Origin of the sequence: Leucobacter chromiisoli (assembly GCF_016522505.1) — a bacterium.
Classification (GTDB): Bacteria; Actinomycetota; Actinomycetes; order Actinomycetales; family Microbacteriaceae; genus Leucobacter; species Leucobacter chromiisoli.
In genome coordinates this window covers 1-22,009 of record NZ_JAEHOH010000012.1, presented here as the reverse complement: position 1 = coordinate 22,009, position 22,009 = coordinate 1, and the positions used below count along the sequence as shown (strand labels likewise).

At 73.3% G+C, this 22,009-nt stretch carries 12 protein-coding genes; 8 read left to right on the top strand and 4 right to left on the bottom strand.

The window, feature by feature from the left end:
- Positions 1–3: 3 nt before the first annotated feature.
- A complete protein-coding gene (locus JD276_RS09420; protein WP_200115399.1) occupies positions 4–1,566 on the bottom strand; it encodes a DEAD/DEAH box helicase in 1,563 nt (520 codons plus the stop codon).
- A gap of 210 nt (positions 1,567–1,776) precedes the next feature.
- Here JD276_RS09420 and JD276_RS09415 point away from each other — a divergent pair, with 210 nt between their 5' ends.
- A complete protein-coding gene (locus JD276_RS09415) occupies positions 1,777–2,496 on the top strand; it encodes a ferritin-like fold-containing protein (RefSeq protein ID WP_200115398.1) in 720 nt (239 codons plus the stop codon).
- A gap of 7 nt (positions 2,497–2,503) precedes the next feature.
- The gene (locus tag JD276_RS09410; protein WP_307866518.1) at positions 2,504–3,727 is read left to right on the top strand and encodes a methyltransferase domain-containing protein; all 1,224 of its coding nucleotides are present in this window, start codon (positions 2,504–2,506) and stop codon (positions 3,725–3,727) included.
- On the opposite strand, the gene JD276_RS09405 is transcribed toward JD276_RS09410, so the two are convergent.
- Positions 3,724–3,948, bottom strand: a complete 225-nt coding sequence (locus tag JD276_RS09405; protein WP_200115397.1) for a DUF3107 domain-containing protein — start codon at positions 3,946–3,948, stop codon at positions 3,724–3,726. The two genes, JD276_RS09410 and JD276_RS09405, sit on opposite strands and share 4 nt — an antisense overlap.
- A 138-nt stretch (positions 3,949–4,086) precedes the next feature.
- On the opposite strand from JD276_RS09405, the gene JD276_RS09400 reads away from it, so the two are divergent.
- Both JD276_RS09400 and JD276_RS09395 read left to right on the top strand, forming a co-directional pair.
- Positions 4,087–7,365 carry a PD-(D/E)XK nuclease family protein gene (locus JD276_RS09400; RefSeq protein ID WP_200115396.1) on the top strand — a complete coding sequence of 1,093 codons (3,279 nt, stop codon included), beginning with the start codon at positions 4,087–4,089 and terminating at the stop codon, positions 7,363–7,365.
- Positions 7,362–10,886 (top strand): ATP-dependent DNA helicase, encoded by a 3,525-nt coding sequence (locus JD276_RS09395; RefSeq protein WP_200115395.1) that lies wholly within the window; start codon positions 7,362–7,364, stop codon positions 10,884–10,886. Before JD276_RS09400 ends, JD276_RS09395 begins: the two co-directional genes overlap by 4 nt.
- A gap of 9 nt (positions 10,887–10,895) precedes the next feature.
- Here the strand turns inward: JD276_RS09395 and JD276_RS09390 are convergent, their stop codons facing one another.
- Positions 10,896–12,230, bottom strand: coding sequence for a phosphotransferase (locus tag JD276_RS09390; protein WP_200115394.1), 1,335 nt, complete (start codon positions 12,228–12,230; stop codon positions 10,896–10,898).
- A 139-nt stretch (positions 12,231–12,369) separates the two neighbouring features.
- On the opposite strand from JD276_RS09390, the gene nudC reads away from it, so the two are divergent.
- The gene (nudC, locus tag JD276_RS09385; protein ID WP_200115393.1) at positions 12,370–13,368 is read left to right on the top strand and encodes an NAD(+) diphosphatase; all 999 of its coding nucleotides are present in this window, start codon (positions 12,370–12,372) and stop codon (positions 13,366–13,368) included.
- Positions 13,352–15,040, top strand: coding sequence for an ATP-dependent helicase (locus JD276_RS09380; protein WP_200115392.1), 1,689 nt, complete (start codon positions 13,352–13,354; stop codon positions 15,038–15,040). The genes nudC and JD276_RS09380 overlap by 17 nt, the downstream gene beginning before the upstream one ends.
- A 952-nt stretch (positions 15,041–15,992) precedes the next feature.
- Here the strand turns inward: JD276_RS09380 and JD276_RS09375 are convergent.
- Complete coding sequence (locus JD276_RS09375) at positions 15,993–17,450, bottom strand: zinc-dependent metalloprotease (protein WP_200115391.1); 1,458 nt, start codon at positions 17,448–17,450, stop codon at positions 15,993–15,995.
- A gap of 169 nt (positions 17,451–17,619) precedes the next feature.
- Between JD276_RS09375 and JD276_RS09370 the strand changes: the two genes are divergently transcribed.
- Both JD276_RS09370 and JD276_RS09365 read left to right on the top strand, forming a co-directional pair.
- Positions 17,620–18,702: a YlbL family protein gene (locus JD276_RS09370; RefSeq protein ID WP_233615550.1), complete on the top strand. Its 1,083-nt coding sequence runs from the start codon at positions 17,620–17,622 to the stop codon at positions 18,700–18,702.
- 121 nt (positions 18,703–18,823) lie between these two features.
- Complete coding sequence (locus JD276_RS09365) at positions 18,824–21,814, top strand: UPF0182 family membrane protein (protein ID WP_200115390.1); 2,991 nt, start codon at positions 18,824–18,826, stop codon at positions 21,812–21,814.
- Positions 21,815–22,009 lie beyond the last annotated feature (195 nt).

Below are 22,009 nucleotides of genomic sequence, written 5' to 3'. Positions count from 1 at the left end.
GCCCTACTCGGCGACCGCGCTCTGAGCGCCCGCTTCGGCCGCCCCGCCCTCGGCGGCCGCACCCGCGGCCTCGCCGCTCGAGCGCCCCGAGCCGCCGCGGCGACGGCGACGGCGACGACGCGGCGAACCCGCCTCCTCGGCGCGCTCGCCGGCCGAGGCCCGCTCCAGCGGTGCACCGGGCTCGCCGCCGCCCTCGGCGTCGTGGCCGTGGGCCTCGTGGCCGTGCGTCTCGTGCCGGCCCCGGCCGCCCGGGTTGCCGTCGCGGGTGCGGCGGCGCGTGCGGCCCTCCCCGGCGCTCTCGGACCCCGCGCCCGAGCCCGAGCGGCGAGCGCCGTCCCGGCCTGCGCCGCGGCCCGAGCCCGAGCGCTCCTTCACGGGCGTCGCCTTGAGCCGGCCCTTCGAGCCCTCCGGGATGTTCAGGTCGGTGTAGAGGTGCGGCGACGAGGAGTAGGTCTCCTGCGGTTCGGGGATGCCGAAATCGAGCGCCTTGTTGATGAGCGCCCACTTGTGCATGTCGTCCCAGTCGACGAACGTGACGGCGATGCCCGTGCGCCCGGCCCGCCCGGTGCGACCGACGCGGTGCAGGTACGTCTTCTCATCGTCGGGGACGGTGTGGTTGATGACGTGGGTGACGTCGTCGACGTCGATGCCGCGGGCCGCGACGTCGGTGGCGATGAGGATGTCCTTCTTGCCGGCCTTGAACGAGGCCATGGCGCGCTCGCGTTGATCCTGGTTCAGATCCCCGTGCACCGAGACGGCGTTGAAGCCGCGGTCCACGAGCTCCTCCTGCAGCTTCGCGGCGGCGCGCTTCGTCCGCATGAAGACCACCGTCTTGCCGCGGCCCTCGGCCTGCAGGATCCGGCCGATCACCTCGTCCTTGTCGAGGGAGTGCGCCCGGTAGATGATGTGCTCGATGTTGGCCTGCATCGCACCCTCGTCGGGGTCGGTCGCACGGATGTGGATCGGCTTCGACATGAAGCGGCGCGCGAGCGTGACGATCGTGCCCGGCATGGTGGCCGAGAACAGCATGGTGTGACGGGTCGCCGGGGTGAGCGAGAACAGCTTCTCGATATCGGCGAGGAAGCCGAGGTCGAGCATCTTGTCGGCCTCGTCGAGCACCATCTCGCGCACGTTCTTGAGGTTCAGCACGCGCTGGTTCGCGAGGTCGAGCAGGCGGCCCGGGGTGCCGACGACGACCTGCGCGCCGGCCTTGAGCTGCTCGATCTGACCCTCGTAGGCCTTGCCGCCGTAGATCGGCACGACGGTCGCCCTGCGGTTCTTCGCCGCGAGCTCGAGATCCTCGTAGACCTGCACGCAGAGCTCGCGGGTCGGCACGACGATGAGCGCCTGCACGCCCTCCGCGGGATCGGCGCCCACCCGCTGCAGCAGGGGCAGGCCGAATCCGAAGGTCTTGCCGGTGCCGGTCTTCGCCTGGCCGATGATGTCCTGGCCCGAGATGGCGAGGGGGATCGTCTGCTCCTGGATCGGGAACGCATCGACGATGCCCTCCGAGGCGAGCGCGTCGACGAGGTCGGGATCGACGCCGAGTTCGTGGAAAGTGGTCACGTGGAGTTCCAATTCGTTCTGATGGTGCCACGCTCATGGTCTCTACGTGCGCGGCCTGTCGTGTTCGCGGCCGGTGCCCCGGATCCGGGGCCCGCCCAGGTCGCCGAACCGCGGGGCCGGGGCCCGCATCGCGCGTTCCGCGTCCGCAGCGCCTGTCTGCCCGTCCAGTCTATGCCCGCTCCCGGCCCCGCGCGCCGCTAAACTGGCGTGGTGTTCGAGTGGATCCGTGGCCTGCGCAAGTCGAAGGCGCCCGCGCGCAAGCTGCGCGCCAGGGGTGAGGCGAGCGACGCCGAGCGCGTCGAGATCGCCGAGTTCGCCCCCGGCATCCTCCCCTTCCTCGGGCTCACCGCCTATCTGCAGCTGGAGCTCTACGAGGCCGCCACGCGCGCGGTGTCGGGCGCCCCGACGCTCCAGGCGAAGGACGTGCTGGCGCGCATCGCCGGGCAGACGCTGTCGAAGCACCAGCGGCTGACGGCCGAGATCCGTCGCCGCGGGCACGAGCCGCACGTCGTGATGGCGCCGTTCAGCGAGGTCATCGATCGGTACATCTCGCGCATCGAGGCCCTCGACTGGCACCAGCACGTGCTCTCGCTCTACCTCGTCGGCGGGCTCTTCGACGACTTCTTCGCGAGTCTCGCGGGCGGCCTGAAGGACGGCTACCGCGGCGAGGCCATCGAGCTGCTGCGCGACCGGGGCGGCCACGCGGAGCTCCAGGCGCTGCTCGAGGCGGAGATCGCGGCCGAGGCGGGGCTCTCGAGCTGGCTCGCACTCTGGGGGAGGCGCCTCGTCGGCGACACCCTGCTCGTCTCCCGCGCGGTGCTCTCGCTCAGCGAGAGCCGCCCGTTCGTCGCGAGCGAGGTCGAGCCCGTCTTCACCGAGCTCATCGCCGACCACATCCGGCGGATGGACGGCCTCGGCCTGACCGCCTGAGAGCACCGTGCCGACCATTCCGCTCACCCCGATCGTCCCGGAGGGGAAGCCGCTCCGCTGCGGCTACTTCGAGGCGGGCGCGTGCCGATCCTGCACCCTCATCGAGACGCCCTACGCGGAGCAGCTGAGGGCCAAGGAGCGCCGGTGCCGCGAGCTCCTCGCCGCGGTCCCCGATGCGGGCTGGCTGCCGGCGTTCAGCGGCGGCGACCGCGACTTCCGCAACAAGGCGAAGCTCGTGGTCGGCGGCCGGGCCGGCGACGTCGCGCTCGGCATCCTCGGCCCCGACGGGCGGGGCGTCGACCTGCGCCGCTGCGCGATCCAGGAGCCGGCGATCCGGGCCGCGATCCCCGACCTCGCGACGTTCCTGAACGCGACGGGCCTCCCGCCCTACGACGTGCCCGCCCGCCGCGGAGAGCTGAAGTTCGTGCACGTCACGGCGGCGCCGGGCGGCGCGCTGATGCTGCGCTTCGTGGTGCGCACGGAGGAGGGGCTCGGCCGGATCCGGGCGCGCGTGGCGAGGCTCCGCGAGCTGGTGCCCCGGGCGGCCGTGATCTCGGTGAACCTGCTGCCGGAGCACAAGGCGGTGCTCGAGGGGGAGCGCGAGGAGATGCTGCTCGGATCGTCGCTGACGATGGGGATGGGCGACGTCTCGCTGCATCTGCGGCCGCAGAGCTTCTTCCAGACGAACACCGCGGTCGCGCGGGAGCTGTACGCCCAGGCGGCGGCCTGGGCCGCGGAGTGCCGTCCCGCCTCGCTGTGGGATCTCTACTGCGGCGTCGGCGGCTTCGCGCTGCGATTGGCGGGTGCGCTGCAGGGGAGCGGCGCGGGGCCCGTCGAGGTGCTCGGAGTGGAGCTGAGCGCGGCGGCGGTGCGGTCGGCGAGGCGCAGCGCCGAGGAGGCCGGGATCGCGGCGACGTTCGAGGCCGGCGACGCCACAGCCTTCGCGCTCGACGCGGCGCCCGAGGACCTGCCCGAGCTCGTCGTCGTGAACCCGCCCCGCCGGGGGATCGGCCCCGAGCTCGCCGGCTGGCTGGAGGAGGCCGGCGGCGTGCGGCACGTGATCTACTCGAGCTGCAACCCCGAGAGCCTGGCGCGCGACCTCGAGGCGATGCCGTCGCTGCGCCTCCGGCAGGCGCGCGTGTTCGACATGTTCCCGCACACGGGGCATCTCGAGGTCGCGGTGCTGCTCGAGCGCGACCCGAGCGGAGCCTCGACGCGCCCCGGGGGCTAGCTGACGAACCCGACCCTGCGGCCGCCGTCGCCGCCGACCTCGACGTAGGCGATGGTCGCCGTGGGCACGAGGTACTGCTTGCCCCGGTTGTCGCTCAGGGCCACGAGCGCCTGCCCGCCCGTGAGCGCCCCCTCGACGGCGCTGCGCACCTCGTCGGCGCTCGAATCGGTCTCGAAGCTGAGCTCACGCGGGGACTGGGTGATGCCGATACGAACTTCCACGGGTGCCTCCTGGTCGGGATGTCGGTGATGCTCTCGAGTCTACGGCGCGGACGGCGCGGCGGAGGCGTCGATCCCCGCTCGTTCGCTGGCAGCGCACGACGCGGCGCGGATGTCGCAGGTGCTCACTAGGCTGGCGGCATGCCCCGGTTCGACACCTCTCAGCAGCGCGTCCTCGCCCTCGATCCGACCGATCACGCCCGCGTGGTGGGGGCCCCGGGCAGCGGCAAGACCCTGACGCTCGTGGAGTCGTTCGCGCGGGTCTCGGCGCTGCCCGGCTGGTCCGACGGGGAACTGCTGGTGCTGGCGCCGAACCGCCTGGTGGCCTCGCAGCTCCGGGCGCAGCTCGAACGCAGGCTCGGCCGGGCCCTCGGCGGCACGCCGGTGCGCACCGCCGCCTCGTTCGCCTTCTCGGTGCTCGCGCGCGCATCGGCGCTGCGGGGCGAGCCGGCCCCTCGGCTGCTCACGGGCACGGTGCACGACGAGGCGCTCGCCGAGCAGATCGAGCGAGGCGGCGAGTCCGGGGAGACGGGCCGTCTCGGCGCGGCGTTCGCGCCCGAGGTGCTCCAGAGCGCCGCCTTCCGCGCCGAGCTCCGCGAGCTGTGGCGCGTGCTCGACGACTTCGCGCTGGCGCCCGAGGGGCTGAGCGCCGAGCTCGTGCGCGCGGCGGGCGAGGCCGCGGCGAGCGCCCGCACGCGAGCTCCGCAGGCGGAGCTCGTCGAGCAGTGGGTCGCCGCGCTGGGCCTCATCCGCGCGACGGCGGCGCGGATGCGCGACGAGCGCCCGGGGGAGCTCACCACGAGCGGCATGCTGCGGGCGGCCGCCGAGACGATCGGCCGCGACGACGGAGGGAATGACGGGATCCCCGTGCCCCGGCTCGTCCTCGTGGACGATGCGCAGGAGCTCGGAGAGGGCGAGCTCGCACTGCTCGCCGCCTGCGCCTCCCGGGGGTCGCGGGTGTGGGTCTTCGGCGACCCCGACATCGCGACGGGCGCCTTCCACGGCGAGCGGACCGATGTGCTCGCGCGGCTCGCCTCCGAACTCGAGCGGCGCGGTGCCCCGCGCCTCCCGGGCGAGCGGGAGCAGGAGGTCGTGCTCGGCACGGTGCACCGGCACGGCGAGGGGATCCGGGCCTTCGTGCGCGAGATCACCGAGCGCATCGGCGCGGCCGGAGCGGGCGCGCAACGGGCGGCCGAGGCCGAGGCCGGTGGAGAGGCCGGCGGCGAAGGCACGGGCGCCGGCGCCCCAGGCGAGGCATCCGGAGCGGCCTCGGGCGCGGAGGCGGTGCAGTTCGCGACCGTGCCGACGCTCGCCGAGCAGCTGGGCGTCATCGCGCATCGGCTGCGGCGGCGGCGGCTCGGGCTCGACACGAGCCGACCGCTGGCGTGGGAGCGGATGGCGGTGATCTGCCGCAGCCGCCGGGAGGCCGCTCGCGCCGCTCGCGTCCTCGCGGGGCATCAGGTGCCCACGGGCGTGGCCGCCGGCGGCCTCGTGCTGCGCGAGCACCAGGTGGTCCGCGAGCTGATCCGCCTGCTGCAGCACGCGCTCGGTCTCGCCCCCCTCGAGCCGGCGGAGGTGCTCGAGCTCGCCGGGGGCGTCGTCGGCGGACTCGACCCGATCGCGCTGCGCCGCCTCCGCGGGGCGCTGCGTCTGCAGGAGAACCGCGAGGCCAGGGCCGCGGGGCGCGAGCCCGGCGGCATCGACGGCATCGTCGCCGAGGCATTCGGGCTCCCCGGCGCGCAGCCCGTCGTCGACAGCGCCGGCGGCCGCGCGCTCAGGCGGCTCGGCCGGCTCGCGGCGGCCGGAGTCCGCGTCCGCGAGAACGGCGGAACGGCGCGCGAGACGCTCTGGGAGATCTGGAACGGCACCGGCCTCGCCGGGCGCTGGCAGGAGGAGGCCCTCGACGGCAGGGGATCCCGCTCCGACGACGCGCACCGGGCCCTCGACGCGGTGCTCGGCCTCTTCTTCGCCCTGCAGCGGCACGAGGAGCAGGACAGCGAGCTGCCCGTGTCCGAGGTGCTCGACGAGCTGCTCGCGAGCACGGTGCCCGAGGACACGCTCGCGGCCCGCAGCGAGCGCGGGGCCGTCACGGTGACGACCCCGCAGGGCGCGATCGGCAGGGAGTACGACGTCGTGTGCCTGCTCGGCCCGCAGGACGGGGTCTGGCCCAACCTCCGCGCACGGGGATCGCTGCTCGGCGTCACGGCGCTCGAACGGTGGCTTCGCGGCGGAGAGGCGGCGGCGCCCTCGCGCCGCGACACGCTCCACGACGAGCTGCGCCTCTTCGCCCACAGTTGCGCGCGGGCCCGGGGAGAGCTGCTCGCCGTCGCGGTCGCGGACGAGGACCACCACCCGAGCTCGTTCTTCGGCATCGGCCGGCGCCACGAGCCCCCGGACCGGCTGCCGAGCTCCCGGCTCACCCTGCGCGGGGCGGTGGCCGAGATGCGGCGCAGGCTCACCCGGGATCCCGACGACAGGGTCGCGAGGGACTCGCTCGCCGCGCTCGCCCGCGCGGAGGTGCCGGGCGCCCGCCCCGACGAGTGGTACGGTGTGCAGCCCACCAGCACCGAGGCGCCCCTCGTCGATCTCGACGGCGACCCGGAGGCGCGCGTGAAGGTGAGCCCCTCTCAGCTCGAGACGGCCGAGCGATGCCCGCTCGACTGGGCGATCTCACGGCTCGGCGGCGGCACGGGAGGGGTGAGCTCCGCTCTCGGGACGCTGCTGCACCGCGCCCTCGAGGAAGCGGAGGGGTCCGACCCGGAGGCGCTGCTCGCGACCGTCGCCTCCGAGTGGAGCCGTCTGCCCTTCGACGCGGAGTGGGAGGCGGAGCGGACGCTGCGCCTCGCCGAGGAGATGGTGCGCGGGCTCTCCGACTACCTGCGCGAGTTCGAGGCGTCCGGCCGCGAGCTCGTCGGCACGGAGGCCGGATTCTCGATCGAGATCGGCCGCGCCCGACTCGCCGGCATCGCGGACCGTCTGGAGGCCCGCGCCCTGCCCGACGGACGCTCGGAGATATCGGTCGTCGACCTCAAGACGGGCAAGCACCGGCCGACCGCGGGAGAGCTGGAGCAGCACGCCCAGCTGCGGGCCTATCAGCTCGGCGTGATCCACGGGGCCTTCGACCCGACCGACGGCGCGGATATCGGCGAGACCGTGAACGGAGGCGCGAGACTGCTCTACGTGCACCCCGACGCGGTGCCGAAGCGGGAGCGGGCGCGGAGCGGGCTGACCTACACGGAGGCGGGGCAGGCCCTGCTCGACCCCGAGGCGCAGGAGGCCTTCGCGAACCGGGTGGCCGACATCGCGCGGGTCATGGCGGGGAGCCGGTTCACCGCGAGGATCGAGCACCACTGCTCGAACGCGTACAGCCGGGGCGGATCCTGCCGCCTGCACGTCATCCCGGCGGTGAGCCGCGCATGAGCGACCGGGCCCCGGTGTTCTCGGCTGCGCGCATCGCCGAGCTGCTCGCCGTCCCTCCGAACCGGGCGCTGCTCCCCACGGAGGAGCAGCGCCGGGTGATCGAGCACCCCCTCGGCGGCAGCGCGCTCGTCGTCGCGGGCGCCGGAAGCGGCAAGACCGAAACGATGGCGGGCCGCGTGGTCTGGCTGGTGGCGAACGGGCTCGCGCAGCCGGCGCAGGTGCTCGGCCTCACCTTCACCCGGAAGGCGGCGGGGGAGCTGAACGAGCGCGTCGCCGGCCGGCTGAACGCGTTCGCGGAGCGCCTGGCCGAGGCCGACGAGCGCGGCGCGCTGAGCGGCGAGGAGGCGCTCCGCGCGGCCGAGATCCTGGAGGGGCGCGCCGCGGGACTCGAGCTGCCCGACGTCAGCACCTACAACTCGTTCGCCTCGGCGATCGTCCAGGAGTTCGGCGCGCTCGCCGGAGTCGCCGCCGCCGCGGCGGTGATCGACGAGGCGACGGCCTGGCGCCTCGCCCGGGACGTCGTGTGCACGAGCGACGACCCCGAGCTCGTGCGGAGCGGGGAGTCGATCCCGACCCTCGTGCGGCGCGTGCTCGAGATCGACCACGCCGTCTCCGACAACCTCACCTCCTTCGACAGGGTCGACCAGGTCATCGCCGAGTTCGGCCGGGTCCGCAGCCTGCCCTACAACGCGAAGGCGCGCGCCGAGGGGCAGGAGGGGCGCCTCTACGCCGTGGTGCGGGACGCCCTCACGAACCTCGACACGACGCTGCTCACCACCCGGCTCGCCCGCGAGTTCGCCGAGCGCAAACGCCGGCTCGGGCTCATCGAGTTCTCGGATCAGCTCGCGCTCGCCGTGGAGACCCTCGAGCGGTTCCCGCGCGCCGGCGCCGTGGTGCGGCAGCGCACGCCCGTGGTGCTGCTCGACGAGGTGCAGGACACCTCGGTCGGGCAGACGAGGCTGCTCTCGCGGCTGTTCGCAGGATGCTCGGTGATGGCGGTCGGCGACCCGCACCAGTCGATCTACGGCTGGCGGGGGGCGTCCGCCGACAACCTGCGCTCCTTCCACCGCGACTTCCGAGGCGCTGGGGCGCCGGAGGAGCCCGCCACGCTCAGCCTCTCGGTGAGCTGGCGCAACCCGGCCCGCGTGCTCGAGGCCGCGGGCGCGATCGTCGCCCCGCTCAACGCCGAGTCGCCCGTCGAGGTGCCGCGGCTTCGGTCGAAGGAGGAGCACTTCGGAGCGGCGGGCGCCGCCGGGACGGATCCCGCGCAGGTCGAGTGGCGCTATCCCGAGACCGTCGACGAGGAGTACGCGCAGCTCGCCTCCTGGCTGCGGGATGCGCGGGAGGAGCACGCCGCACGGACCGGCGAGCTGCCGACCGCCGCGGTCGTGTTCCGGACGAGGTCGGCGATGCCCGCCGTCTCGGCCGCCCTCACGGAGGCGGGCGTGCCGAACCGCATCGTCGGCGTCGGCGGGCTCCTCACCACACCCGAGATCACCGACGTCGTGAGCACCCTGCGCTGCCTCTGGTACGCGGACGCGGGCAGCGAGCTCATCAGGATCCTCAGCGGGCCGAGGTTCGCGATCGGCGTCTCCGACCTCGCGGGCCTCGGGGAGGCGGCGCGCTGGTTCGCCGGACGCGACACGGCGCAGCAGCCGCTCGACGCGGAGGATCGGTCGGAGGATCGCGCCCTCCCCGATCCCGACATGCAGTTCACGCTGCTCGACGCGCTCGACGAGATCGCGGGCATGCGCGGGCTCGACCACGCCGCGCTGCGGGGCATCAGCGCGCCCGGCCGTGAGCGACTGCGGGAGGCCGGGCAGCTGCTGCGCCAGCTGAGGCAGGCCGCGGGAGCGGGGATCCCGGAGCTGCTGCGGGCGATCGAGCACGGCCTGCGACTCGACATCGAGCTCGAGGCGAACGAGCGCAGCGGGTACGAGGGCGGCGCCGTCGCGCGCGCCAACCTCGACGCCTTCGTCGACCTCGTCGAGGGCTTCCTCGCGACCGACGAGCACGGCACCCTCGCCTCCGTGCTGGCCTGGCTCGAGCGGGTGAACGAGCTCGACCAGGCCGCCGAGCACGTGCCCGAGCCCGAGCCCGGCACCGTCCAGCTCATCACGGGGCACGGTTCCAAGGGGCTCGAGTGGGATCTCGTCGCGATCCCGCGCCTCACCGAGAACGAATTCCCGCTGCCCTCCTCGGAGGGGCTGGGCTGGCTGCGGCCGGGCCGCATCCCCGACGAGCTGCTCGGAGACGCGGCGGCCAGGCCCGCGCTCGACTGGCGCACCGCGACCACGCAGGAGGACCTGCACCGCGCCGTCAACGGCTTCACCGAGAAGACCGAGGGAGGCGTCGAGCGCGTGCCGGGCTACAAGGATCTGCTCGCCGAGCGGCACCGGGCCGAGGAGCGCCGCCTCGCCTACGTCGCCGTCACCCGGGCGGCCTCGCGCCTGCTGCTCACCGGTTCGTTCTGGGGCGGCGGCAGCCGGCCGCGCTCGCCCTCCGTCTTCCTGCGCGACCTCGACGAGTGCGGCATCATCGACGGGCTTCCGGAGGAGAGCGCGCACGAGCAGGATCCGCGGGACCGCCCCGACCGCACGGTCGTGTGGCCGCTCGACCCGCTGGGCTCCCGCCGGGAGGGCGTGCTGCGGGCCGCCGATGCGCTCCGGCGCGCGCTCGAGGCCCCGGCCCGGAGGGCCGAGACCGGTTCGGAACCGCGGATCGACCCGACCGTGGAACTGCTGCTCGCCGAGCGCGAGGCGGCGGAGGCGCGACGTCTCGCCGCCGGAGCAGGTGCGGGTCCGGCCGCGGCCGCGAGGCCTGCCGCGGCCTCGGTGCCGGAACCGACCTCGTCGAGCGGCTCCGCGGCCGGCGACGGGCTTCCCGAGCGCATCACCGCGTCGACCTTCCACGAGTTCGTGGAGGATCCCGAGACCGCGGAGCGGCGCAGGCTGCGCCCGCTCCCGCAGCGGCCCTACCGGCGCACCCGCATCGGCAACCGCTTCCACGAGTGGGTGGAGCGCCGGGCGACGACGGCGAGGGGCACCGCGCTGCCGCTCGCCGGTCTCGAACCGGGGGTCGCCGATCCGGAGCTCGCGGAGTTCGAGACCGAGGCGGAGCTCGCACCGCTCATCGAGAGCTTCGAGCGTTCGCGCTGGGCCGCCCTGCAGCCGATCGCGGTCGAGCAGGAGGTGACGCTGCCCTTCGCCGGGCGCAGCCTGGTCTGCAAGCTCGACGCCGTCTACCGGGAGGAGTCCGACGGGGAGGATCGCTACGAGATCGTCGACTGGAAGGCCGGCCGGGCGCCCCGCGATGACGTCGAGCGGCGGTCCCGGTTCTTCCAGCTCGATCTCTACCGCCACGCCTACGCGCAGTGGGCGGGAGTGCCGCCCGAGCGCATCGACGTCTCGCTGTTCTACGTCGCCGAGGGCGTCGAGCTGCGCGGGGAGCAGCCGCGCAGCCTCGAGGAGCTCGAGCGCATCTGGTACGAGGCGGCGGCGCGTCTCGCGCCGGCCCGGTGAGCTCCGCCGTCAGGAACGACCCGGACGCCCGGGGCGTCCCTCCGCCCGCGGCGCATCGGATCCGTCGTCGTCCGCGGCGCCGGGGCCCACGGGGTCGATCGGCTCGGTGAGCTGCTCCACGGGCTCGGTGAGCTGGATATCGGATCCCGCTCCGTCCGGCGCCTCGCGGCGCTCGTCGCCGCTCCGGTCCGCCCGGTCCCCGTTCCGGTCGTCCCCGTCCTCCCGGTCGTCCCCATCCTCCCGGTCGTCCCCGTCCTCGTCGGCGGGCTCCCCGCGCAGCACCTCCACGAAGTCGGTGTCGGCGTGGAACATGCGATCCTCATCGAGCGCCTCGTAGGCGGCGGTGTCCGAGAGGAGGTCGTTCACCTGCGGGACCTCGTCGAGCAGCTGGGACACCTGGTCGTCGGAGAGCGGCCTGCGGGTCGGCAGCGGTTCGCCCATCGACGTCAGCCGGTCCATGAGACGGTCGAGCATCGCCACGGCGTCGTCGACGATCTCGGAGTCCCGGCTCTCGACGCCGTGCAGCAGCCAGCGGGCGACGCCGAGCTGGTGGGTGAACAGGGCCCGCGCGCGCAGCCGGCCGAGGTGTCCGGCATCGCGCAGCAGCGAGTAGCGCGCGAGCACGGCGTCGAAGACCTCCTCGCCCGAGGAGATCAGCCACGCCAGGTCGCCCGCCGGGTCGCCCACGGACAGTTCGCCCCAGCCCAGCACGCCTGCGATCCCGTCGTCGGCGACGAGCAGCCGGTCGGCGTCGAGGGACCCGTGGACGACCGTCGGGGCGAAGTCCCACATCTCCGTCGCGTCGAGGGCCTGCGTCCAGCGCTCGTGCACGATCTCCGGCAGCAGCCTCGTGGATTCCGCCCGCTCCACGAGCCGCGCGGCCTGGAGCCTGACCTCCTCGGCGGTGAGGGCGCCGAGGCCGCCCTGCTGCACGAGACTGTGGGGCAGTTCGTGGATCGCGGCCACCGCCTCCGCGATCGGCTGCAGCAGGAGCGCCTCGGACTCGATGTCGGAGGCGTCGACGCGCCCGCCGGCGAGGAACGTCGTCACCGTGGCCCGGGTGTCGCCGGCCCGGGTGACCCCGAGCGTCTCGGGGACGGCGAAGGGCAACCGGGCGCGGGCGCCCTCCGTGAGCGCCGCGAGCCCGAGCAGCTCGGCCGACTGCTGCACCTCGGCGGCCTGCGTGCGGGGGACCCTGACGATGAGCTCCCCCTCCTCGGCGACCAGCACGGCGGAGGTGAAGGCCCCGTCGCCGTCGCCGGCGTGCTCGCGCGCCCCGTGGACGGCCAGCCCGGGGACGGCCGAGGTCGCGAGCGCGGCTAGAGTGAGAGGAATGCTGGCCATGCACTCAGCGTAGGCAGCGTTACGCGATCGTGACGGACGCCACGCGCATCGCGCGCCACACGCCGGGGCGGCCGGAGCCGCATGGCGGGCCCCGGGGAGGCCGGCCGCGCACCGAGATCCACGAGTGAGAGGAATGCCGATGGGAACTCCCATGCCCCCGCTGGCGAGCGGGCAGCTCGACCGGGACGCGGCCGCTCGGGCGAGCGCCGAGGCCCTCGCCGCGGCCTGGGACGAGGCGGGAGCGCGCGTACTCCGGGTGAACGGCGTCCTCGTCCCCGTCCGGGAGCGCGAAGACGGCGCGGCGCTGGCGCTGGCGCCCGTCGAGGGGCGCTACACCCCCGTGATCGAGGGGAACGGCGCCGGGCACTGCTACCTCGGCCGCATGAGCGGCGCGCCGGTGTTCGCGGTCGCGGAGGATCGGCACGGGGCGCTGGCGGCGGGCGACCCGGGCGCGAACGGGTCGGGGTCTCCATCCGCCGCGGGCGACGGCGAGGAGGTCGCGGGGATCCCGGGAGCCGTCTGGCGGCACCCCTTCGCGGTCGGCATGCGCCTGGACGACACCGAGCGGGAGATCCTCACGGTCGCGTCCGGCCTGCTGCGCTGGCACGAGGCCGCGGGCTTCTCGCCGCGGGACGGCCGGCCGACCACGCCCATGCTCGGCGGCTGGGGGCGCCGAGACGAGCACGGCGGAGAGCACTTCCCGCGCACGGATCCCGCGGTCATCGTGCTCGTCGAGCACGACGGGCGCGTGCTGCTCGGCTCGAACGTGCTCTGGGAGACGGGGCGGTTCTCACTGCTCGCCGGGTTCGTCGAGGCCGGCGAGTCGGCCGAGCAGACGGTGCTGCGCGAGGTCTACGAGGAGGCGGGTGTGCCGCTCGAGGCCGTCGAGTACGTGACGAGCCAGCCGTGGCCGTTCCCGCGCTCGCTCATGCTCGGCTTCCGCGCCAGGCTCGCCGAGGGCGCGGACCCGGACGACCTGAGCCCCGATCCTGAGGAGATCTCCGAGCTGCGCTGGTTCAGCCGGGAGGAGCTGCGCGACCCGGCCCCCGGCATCACGCTGCCGATGCCGGTGTCCATCGCGCGCTGGATGATCGACCGGTGGGTCGACGAGGGCGAATCCGGTGCAGCCGTCCGCTGACGACCTGCTCGGGGACCTCGATCCCGAGCAGCGCGAGATCGCCGAATGCCTCCGAGGCCCCGTGTCGGTGCTCGCCGGCGCCGGTACGGGGAAGACGCGCACGATCACGCACCGGATCGCGCACGGCGTCCGCACGGGCGCCTACGCGCCCGACCGCGTGCTCGCCGTGACGTTCACCCGGAAGGCCGCGGGGGAGCTGCAGGCGCGGCTGCGCGGGCTCGGCGCGGAGGGGGTGCGCGCGCAGACCTTCCACGGCGCCGCCCTGGCGCAGCTCGGCTTCTTCTGGCCGCAGTTCGTCGGCGGATCCGCGCCGCAGGTGCTTCCGGGCAAGGTGTCCGTCGTGTCGCAGGCGGTCGAGTCGCTGGGCCTCCGACTCGGCGCCGAGGGGCTCCGCGACGCTGCCTCCGAGATCGAGTGGCGCAAGGTGTCGATGCTGAGCATCGACGGGTACGCGGAGCGGGTGCACGAGCGGCCGGTGCCCGGGGGGCTGACCCCCGAGCAGCTCGTGGACGTGCATCAAGCCTACAGCCGGATCACCGACGAACGGCGGCAGATCGACTTCGAGGACGTGCTCGTGCTGCTCACCGGCATGCTCGAGACCGAGCCGAGAGCCGCGCTCCAGGTGCGCGAGCGGTATCGCTTCTTCACGGTGGACGAGTATCAGGACGTCTCGCCTCTGCAGCACGCGCTGCTGCGCGTGTGGCTCGGAGACCGCGACGACGTCTGCGTGGTCGGCGACGCGAGTCAGACCATCTACTCCTTCGCGGGGGCGTCGAGCTCGTTCCTCCTGCGCTTCGGCAGCGAGTTCCCGCACGCGCGCCAGTTCCGGCTCGAGCGGAACTACCGCTCGGTGGAGCCGATCGTGCGCGCCTCGAACCGGCTGATGCGGGATCGCCCGGGCGCCCTCACCCTCGAAGCGATCCGGCAGGAGGCCGTCGGGCCTCCCGCGGTCGAGTGGTTCGCGAGCGAGCAGGAGGAGGCCGAGGCCGTCGCCTCGTCGATCCGGGCGAGCGTCGCCTCCGGCACCCCGCCCTCGGAGATCGCGGTGCTGTACCGCACGAACGGGCAGTCCGCGCGCCTGGAGGAGGCGCTCGGGCGCTCGGGGCTCGGCACCCGCGTCCACGGCGCGCAGCGGTTCTTCGACCGCGCCGACGTGCGCCAGGCCGTCATGCTGATCCGGGGAGAGGCGAAGGTCGCCGACGACCGGCCGCTGTTCCAGATCGTGAGCGATGTCCTGCGCTCGATCGGGTGGACCTCGAGACCTCCCGAGGGGCCGGCGGAGCGGGATCGCTGGGAGGCGTTGAACGCGCTGCTCTCCCTCGTCGACGAGGCGCCGCCGGGCACGGGGATCCGGGAGTTCAGCGAGGAGCTGCTGGCCCGCCAGCGCGCGCACCACGAGCCCACGCTCGAGTCGGTGACGCTGAGCGCGATCCACGCGGCGAAGGGCCTCGAGTGGTCGCTCGTGCACGTCGTCGGGCTGAGCGAGGGGCTCCTGCCCATCGGCCACGCCGTCGACGACGAGGCCATCGAGGAGGAGCGCCGCCTCTGCTACGTCGCCTTCACCCGCGCCCGCGACGCCCTGCGCCTCTCGGGCGCGGCCTCGGGCGGGCGGAGCGCGAGGGCGCCCTCGAGGTTCATCGCCGAGGCCGGCCTCGCCTTCGCCGGGGAATAGGGCTCGGGCACCGCTCCCGCCTCGGCATCGGGTACCGTTCCCGCGTCCCCGCACGCGCAGGAGGGGTGCGGGGCGAGCGCCTCGAGCGTGGGCAGGCCCGCTACGAGCCCGCGCGAGACCGGAAGCGAGACCTGCGTCGTGTGCACCCGCGCGGCTCCAGCGAGCCAGTGCCTGACGAAGCCGGCCGCGCAGCTCGCCGCGGCCTCGGCGCCGGCCGGCGTCTCGCTGCGCGGCTCGCGCCCGACGAGCTGCGCGGCGAGCGTCGGCAGCGCGGGGTCGGCGTCCACGAGCCGCAGGGAGACGCAGGCCAGGCACGGCGATCCGGCGGGGCCGACGAGGGGACCGATCCGGATGCTCCGGTCCGTGAACCGGATCAGCAGATGCGGGACGCCCGCCGCGAGCCAGCGCAGCGAGCGCTCGAGGGGCTCGAGGAACCGCTCGATGCGCACGACGAGGTCGGGCGGCTCGGCGTACGCCGGCGGGGCATCGGTCGCGAAGAGCCCGGTGCTGAGCAGAGCGGCCCGAATCGTGCGGTTGGGCCGCGCGTCGTCGCAGAGATGCAGCCTCAGGAGCGGGGGATCGGCCGGAGCGTCGCGCCCCTGCTCGCCCGAGTCGATCAGCACCGGCTGCAGCGTCGCGAGCAGCCGTCGCGTCTCGTCGGGAGCGGAGCCGAGCCTCCGGGCGATGCGGGGGAGTCGGGCGATGTCCACGCCCCCGATGAAGGCTCCGATGAGCCGCTGCTCGCCGGCCGAGGGGTTCCGCACCCGCGCGCAGGCGCGGTCGAAGCCGATGCGCAGCGTGCGGGGATCCTCCCAGCACAGCGGGAGGTCCGGGTCGATGCGCGTGAGTCTCGGGGTCATAGCCGCAGTCTGGGGCACGGCGCCGGCGAGCGCACCGTTCTCCACAGGGGGAGGCTTCGAAAGGGGTGCGAACGCCGCCTGTGAACGACGCCCTACGAGCGGGGCCCCTCGGGATCCCGGGGCTCCCCGCCCTCGCCGCTCCCGTCCTCCGAGGCCTCGTGCGGCGGGAGCTCGCCGTCGAGCAGTCGGCTCAGCTCGCGGTCGAAGTCGTCGACCTCCTCCTCGGGCTCGGGGGTGCCGCCCGCCAGTCCGAGACGCTCGAGCAGCCGCGCCGGATGATCCAGCTCCTCGGTCGTGGGCAGCAGATCCGGGTGGGCCCAGAGACCGTCGCGCACGCCGCGATCCCCCCGCTCGGCGACGAGGCGCCACAGCGCCGCGGCCTCCCGGAGTCTGCGCGGGCGCAGCTCCAGTCCCACGAGGGTCGAGAAGGCGCGCTCGGCGGGCCCGCCGGTCGCGCGCCGTCTCCGCACCATCTCCGCGATGGCCTCACCGCCGGGCAGCCGGGTCACCGCGTCGGCGGTGACGACGTCGACCCACCCCTCGATGAGCGCGAGCATCGTCTCGAGGCGCGCGTGGGCGGCCTCCTGCTCGGGCGTCTTCGGGGGGATCAGCGCGCCGCCGGCGAGGAGCTCCTGGATCTGCTCGGGGTTCTGCGGATCGATCTCCCGAGCCATCTCCTCGATGCGGTCGGTGTCGATCCTGATGCCGCGGGCGTAGTCGGTGATCGCGGTGACGAGATGCAGCCGCAGCCACTTCGTGTGCCGGAAGAGCCGCGCGTGCGCCAGCTCCCGCACCGCGAGATACAGCGTCACCGCCTCCGCGTCCTGATCCAGCCCCTCGGCGAACGCCGCGACTCCGGTCGGGAGCAGCGCGCCGCCCTCGCGCCCCGGCCCGGTCATCAGGGGCACCCCGATGTCCCCCGCCGAGACGACCTCGCCCGAGAGCTTGCCGATGATCGAGCCGAGCTGCACGGCGAAGAGAGCGCCTCCGACGCTGCGGAGCATCGGCCCCGCGCCCTGCAGCGCCCCGCTCAGCTCCTCGGGCATCTGATGCGTCAGCGCCTCCATGAGAGCGTCGGTGATCGATTCGGCGACGGGCTCGGCGAAGCCGATCCACGTGTCGACGCTCTGCTGCACCCACTCGATGCGGGAGAGCGTGCGGGGGGCGTCGGCGGACGCCCCGATGTCGGTGACCTCGTCCAGCCACAGCGCGGCGACGGGGAATGCGCGCATCGCCGGGGCCGGATCCCCCGCGCCGCCGCCGTCGCCCGCGACCTCGATCGCGGTGCGCCGGGTCGCGCTCCAGTCGATGCCCCGGCCGGGCTGCTGCATCGCTCCGCGCAGCGTGCTGAAGAGCCCCTGGAGGGCAGCCGGATCGACGGGCAGCCCCGCCGCCGCCGCGAACTGCGACGGGTCGAATCCGGCCTCCTCGGCCGCGCTCCCGCCCGCCAGCATCTCGCGCAGGATCCGCTGGAGCTCCTCCATGTCGTCGTCGGGCCTGCGCCCCCCGTCCTCGGGGGTTCCGGCGTCGTCGTGTTCGTCCGCGCTCATCAGCAGCTCTCCTCGGTCGATTGCGTTCCACGCTACGGCACGGGCCTCAGATTGTGCTGCTAGATTTGCCCATCGCCGCGGCATCCGGTTGCGCCCACTGCGAACACGGGGCCGGGCCGCCCGCACCGGGGGAACGCCCGAGACGGGCGGACCCGTGGAGGAGGAAGAGTTGATCGATTACGAGCGCGAGCATCGGAGGATGCGGTTCATGCTCGGCGGCGCGATCCTGGCCTTCGTCGTCCTGCTCGCCGCGACGATCCCGTCGCCCTACGTGATCGAGCGTCCCGGGCCCGTGGTGGACACCCTCGGGAAGATCACGATCGAGGGCGAGACGGAGGACGTGATCCGGCTCGAGGGAGTCGACACGTACCCGACGACTGGACGCCTCAACCTGCTGACGGTGACGACGGTCGGCAGCCCGCAGCAGCCCGTCGACTGGCTGTCGCTCGTGCCCGCTCTCCTCGATCGCACGCAGCAGATCACCCCCATGTCGTCGCTCTTCCCCGAGGGCACCACCGAGGACGACCGCGATGCCGTCAACACCGCCCTCATGGGCTCCTCGCAGACGCGCTCCGTCGCTGCGGCCCTCGACGAGCTCGGTGAGCCGGTGCCGGTGATGCTGCGGGTGGGATCCGTCGCCGAGGACGGTCCCGCCGAGGGGATCCTGGAGCAGGGGGACCTGCTCGTCGCCGTCGGGGCGGACCCCGTCGAGGACTTCGAGTCGCTGCGCGCGGCCGTCGCGTCGTCGGGAGCCGGCAGCGAGGTCGAGCTGCTGATCGAGCGCTCGGGGGAGCGCCGCACCGAGACCGTGACGCCCGAGATCCCCGAGGGCGGCGAGGATCCCCTGCTCGGGATCACCGTGGTGTCGGAGTACGATCTGCCCTTCGAGGTGACCATCAGCCTCGACGAGATCGGCGGTCCCAGCGCGGGGATGATCTTCGCGCTCGCCATCTACGACGAGCTCACCCCCGGATCGCTGACCGACGGCATCGATGTGAGCGGCACCGGGACGATCGGCGAATCGGGCGAGGTCGGCCCGATCGGCGGGCTGTCCCAGAAGATGTGGGGCGCCGCGCGGGCCGGGTCGGATCTGATGCTGATCCCGGTCGGCAACTGCGGGGACGTGCCCGACCGGCTCCCCGAGGGGCTGCGGCTCGCGCCCGTGGCGACCCTCTCCGAGGCCATCGCGGCGGTGGAGACCGCCGCGGACGGTGGCACCCCGCCCGGCCTCGAGCGGTGCCCCGCGGAGTAGCCCGTGCCCGGTTCGCGCCGTCGCGACCGGGAGGCGCCGTCGGCGATCGATCGGCAGCCTCCTGTCAGCGGGTGCCGATAGGGTGTTGGGCAAGCCCAGATACAGGACAGGAAACAACAACGTGACCGACCAGAACGTCTCCGCTCCGGCCGCCCGTTCCCGTAGAATCTCGCCCCTCACCATCACCATCGTGCTGGTGGTGGTCCTCGTGCTGGCGTTCCTCGCGGCGTCCGCGGTGATCACCGAGGTGCTGTGGTACGACCAGCTCGGGTTCCTCCCGGTGCTGACGACCCAGTGGATCGCGGCGGGAGCGATGTTCCTCATCGGTTTCCTGGCCATGGCGATCCCGGTCTTCTTCGCGATCGACATCGCCTACCGCAAGCGCCCGGTGTACGCGCGTCTCACGGCGCAGCTCGACCGCTACCAGGAGCTCATCGAGCCGCTGCGCCGCCTCGTCAAGTGGGGGCTCCCCGCGGTGCTGGGCCTCTTCGCCGGCTTCAGCTCGGCCGCGCAGTGGCAGCGGGTGCTGCTGTGGATGAACCGCGAGGGCACCGGCGCGACCGACGCGCAGTTCGGGCTCGACGTCTCCTTCTACCTGTTCGACCTCCCACTGCTGCAGGGCATCGTCGGCTTCGCCTCGGCGGTCACGCTGATCTCGCTCATCCTCGGCGTCGCGACGAGCTACCTCTACGGCGGCATCTCCTTCTCCGGCCGCGACGTGCGGATCTCCAAGGCGACCCGGATCCAGGCGGCCGTGCTGGCGGTGCTCTACCTCCTGCTGCAGGCCGTGAGCCTCTGGCTGGACCAGTACCGCACGCTGAACGACCCGCAGGGCCTGCTCACGGGCGCCACGTTCGCCGACGTGCGCGCCGTCATCCCGGGCAAGCAGATCCTCGCGGGCATCGCGGTGCTCATCGCCATCCTGTTCCTCATCACGGCGTTCACCGGCAAGTGGCGGCTCCCCGTCATCGGCACGGCGCTGTTCCTGGCCTCCAGCCTCGTGCTCGGCGTCGGCTACCCGTGGGCGATCCAGCAGTTCCAGGTGCAGCCCGACGAGAAGAGCCTGGAAGACGAGTACATCACGCGGAACATCGAGGCGACCCGCACCGCCTACGGCATCGACGACGTCGAGATCGAGCGCTACGACGCGGTGACCGACGCCGAGCCGGGCGCGCTGCGCAACGACGCGGTCGCGACGGCGAACATCCGGATCATGGATCCCGAGGTCATCTCCCGGACGTTCGCGCAGCTCGAGCAGAGCAAGCAGTACTACACGTTCCCGAACTCCCTGAACGTCGACCGCTACGAGATCGACGGCCAGGTGGAGGACACGGTCTCGGCGATCCGGGACATCGACGTCGAGAACCAGAACAGCTGGTACAACCGCACGCTGGTCTACACGCACGGCTACGGCCTCGTGGCCGCATTCGGCAACCAGCGCTCGCCCGGCGGCGAGCCCGTGTTCCTCGAGAACGGCATCCCGACGAGCGGCAAGCTCGGCGAGTTCGAGCCGCGGGTGTACTTCGGCATGAACTCCCCCGAGTACTCCATCGTGGGCGGGGAGCGCGATCGCCCGATCGAGGTCGACTACCCGGCCGACGCCGAGAGCGGGGCCGAGGCGAGCGCCGACACCGCGGAGGGGGCCGAGGCCGCCGAGGAGGCGCCCGAGGACGACTCGGTCGAGGCCACGGAGGAGGTGGACGGCGAGCGTCAGAACCTCACCACCTTCTCGGGCGAGGGCGGCCCGGTGCTGAACAACATCTTCACGAAGCTCATCTACGCGCTGAAGTTCCAGGACATGGAGGTGCTCCTCTCGGGCGCCGTCGTCGACGGCTCCCAGATCCTCTACGATCGCAACCCGATCGACCGCGTGCAGAAGGTCGCGCCGTACCTCACGATCGACGCGGCGCCCTACGCCTCCGTCGTGGACGGCCGCGTGAAGTGGATCATCGACGGCTACACGACCTCCGCCAGCTACCCCTACTCCGACGTCACCGACATGAACGCGCTGACGGTGGACGCCGACAACCCGGCGGGCTCGCCCAGCAACCCGGTCAACTACATCCGCAACTCGGTGAAGGCGACCGTGGACGCGTACGACGGCACCGTGACGCTCTACGCCTGGGATACCGAGGATCCGATCCTCAAGGCCTGGAGCAAGGTGTTCCCGGGCACGCTGCAGAGCGTCTCCGAGATGAGCGGAGACCTCCTGAGCCACGTGCGCTACCCGACCGACCTGTTCAAGGTGCAGCGCGAGGTGCTGAGCAAGTACCACGTCACCAATGCGGGCGCCTTCTACTCTGCCGAGGACGCCTGGCGCACGCCGAACGACCCCGTGTCGGCGAACCAGAACCTGCCGCAGCCCCCGTACTACCTGACGCTCTCGGCTGGGGCGGGCGCCGAACCCAACTACTCGATCTACTCGACGTACATCCCCGACGCGACGGGGGAGGGCGCGCGCGACATCCTCACCGGGTATCTGGCGGCGAACGCGAACGCAGGATCCGAGGACGGCGAGATATCCGAGGACTACGGCAAGTTGAAGCTCCTCACGCTGCCCAAGGGCGACACGGTGCCGGGCCCCGGTCAGGTGCAGAACGCCTACAACACCGACCCCGCCGTCTCCACAGAGCTGAACATCCTGCGCCAGGGCGAGACGAACGTGATCAGCGGCAACCTGCTGACGCTCCCCGTGGGCGGCGGTCTGCTCTACGTGCAGCCCGTGTACATCGAGGCCTCCTCGGGCACGAGCTTCCCGCTGCTGCAGAAGGTGCTCGTCTCCTTCGGCGACGACATCGCCTTCGAGGACACGCTGGATCAGGCCCTCGACGAGCTCTTCGGCGGCAACTCCGGGGCCAGCGCCGGAGACGGCGACGTCTCGGAGACGGAGACCCCGAGCGAGGGCTCCGACGGATCGGAGGGCTCCGGCTCCGATGCGGAGGGCGGATCCGGCGGCTCGTCGGGCGGCGGCTCGCTCGAGGCCGCGCTCCGAGAGATGCAGAGCGCTCTCGCCGACCGCGACGAGGCGATGAAGAGCGGCGACTGGACCGCCTACGGCGAGGCGGACGAGCGCCTCAAGCGGGCGATCGAGGAGGCCCTCGAGGCCGGATGATCCGGGCTCGCCGCAGCGATCGCTCGGGCCCGGGGTGCGAGGGTGCCCCGGGCCCGAGCGCGTCTAGCTGTACCCGGCCATGAGGTTGGTGGTGGTGCGGGCCTTGTGAAAAGGGAGAACCTCCGGGCTTAGTGGAGATATCTGACGTCTTCACGAACTCGGAGGTTCTCATGTCCCACCGTAACGCCCGTCTGA

Coding starts and splice junctions, on each gene's coding strand:
- nudC (WP_200115393.1), top strand. CDS start 12,370: ATGGGAACTCCCATGCCCCCGCTGGCGAGCGGGCAGCTCGACCGGGAC.
- JD276_RS09395 (WP_200115395.1), top strand. CDS start 7,362: ATGAGCGACCGGGCCCCGGTGTTCTCGGCTGCGCGCATCGCCGAGCTG.
- JD276_RS09375 (WP_200115391.1), bottom strand. CDS start 17,450: ATGAGCGCGGACGAACACGACGACGCCGGAACCCCCGAGGACGGGGGG.
- JD276_RS09400 (WP_200115396.1), top strand. CDS start 4,087: ATGCCCCGGTTCGACACCTCTCAGCAGCGCGTCCTCGCCCTCGATCCG.
- JD276_RS09390 (WP_200115394.1), bottom strand. CDS start 12,230: ATGGCCAGCATTCCTCTCACTCTAGCCGCGCTCGCGACCTCGGCCGTC.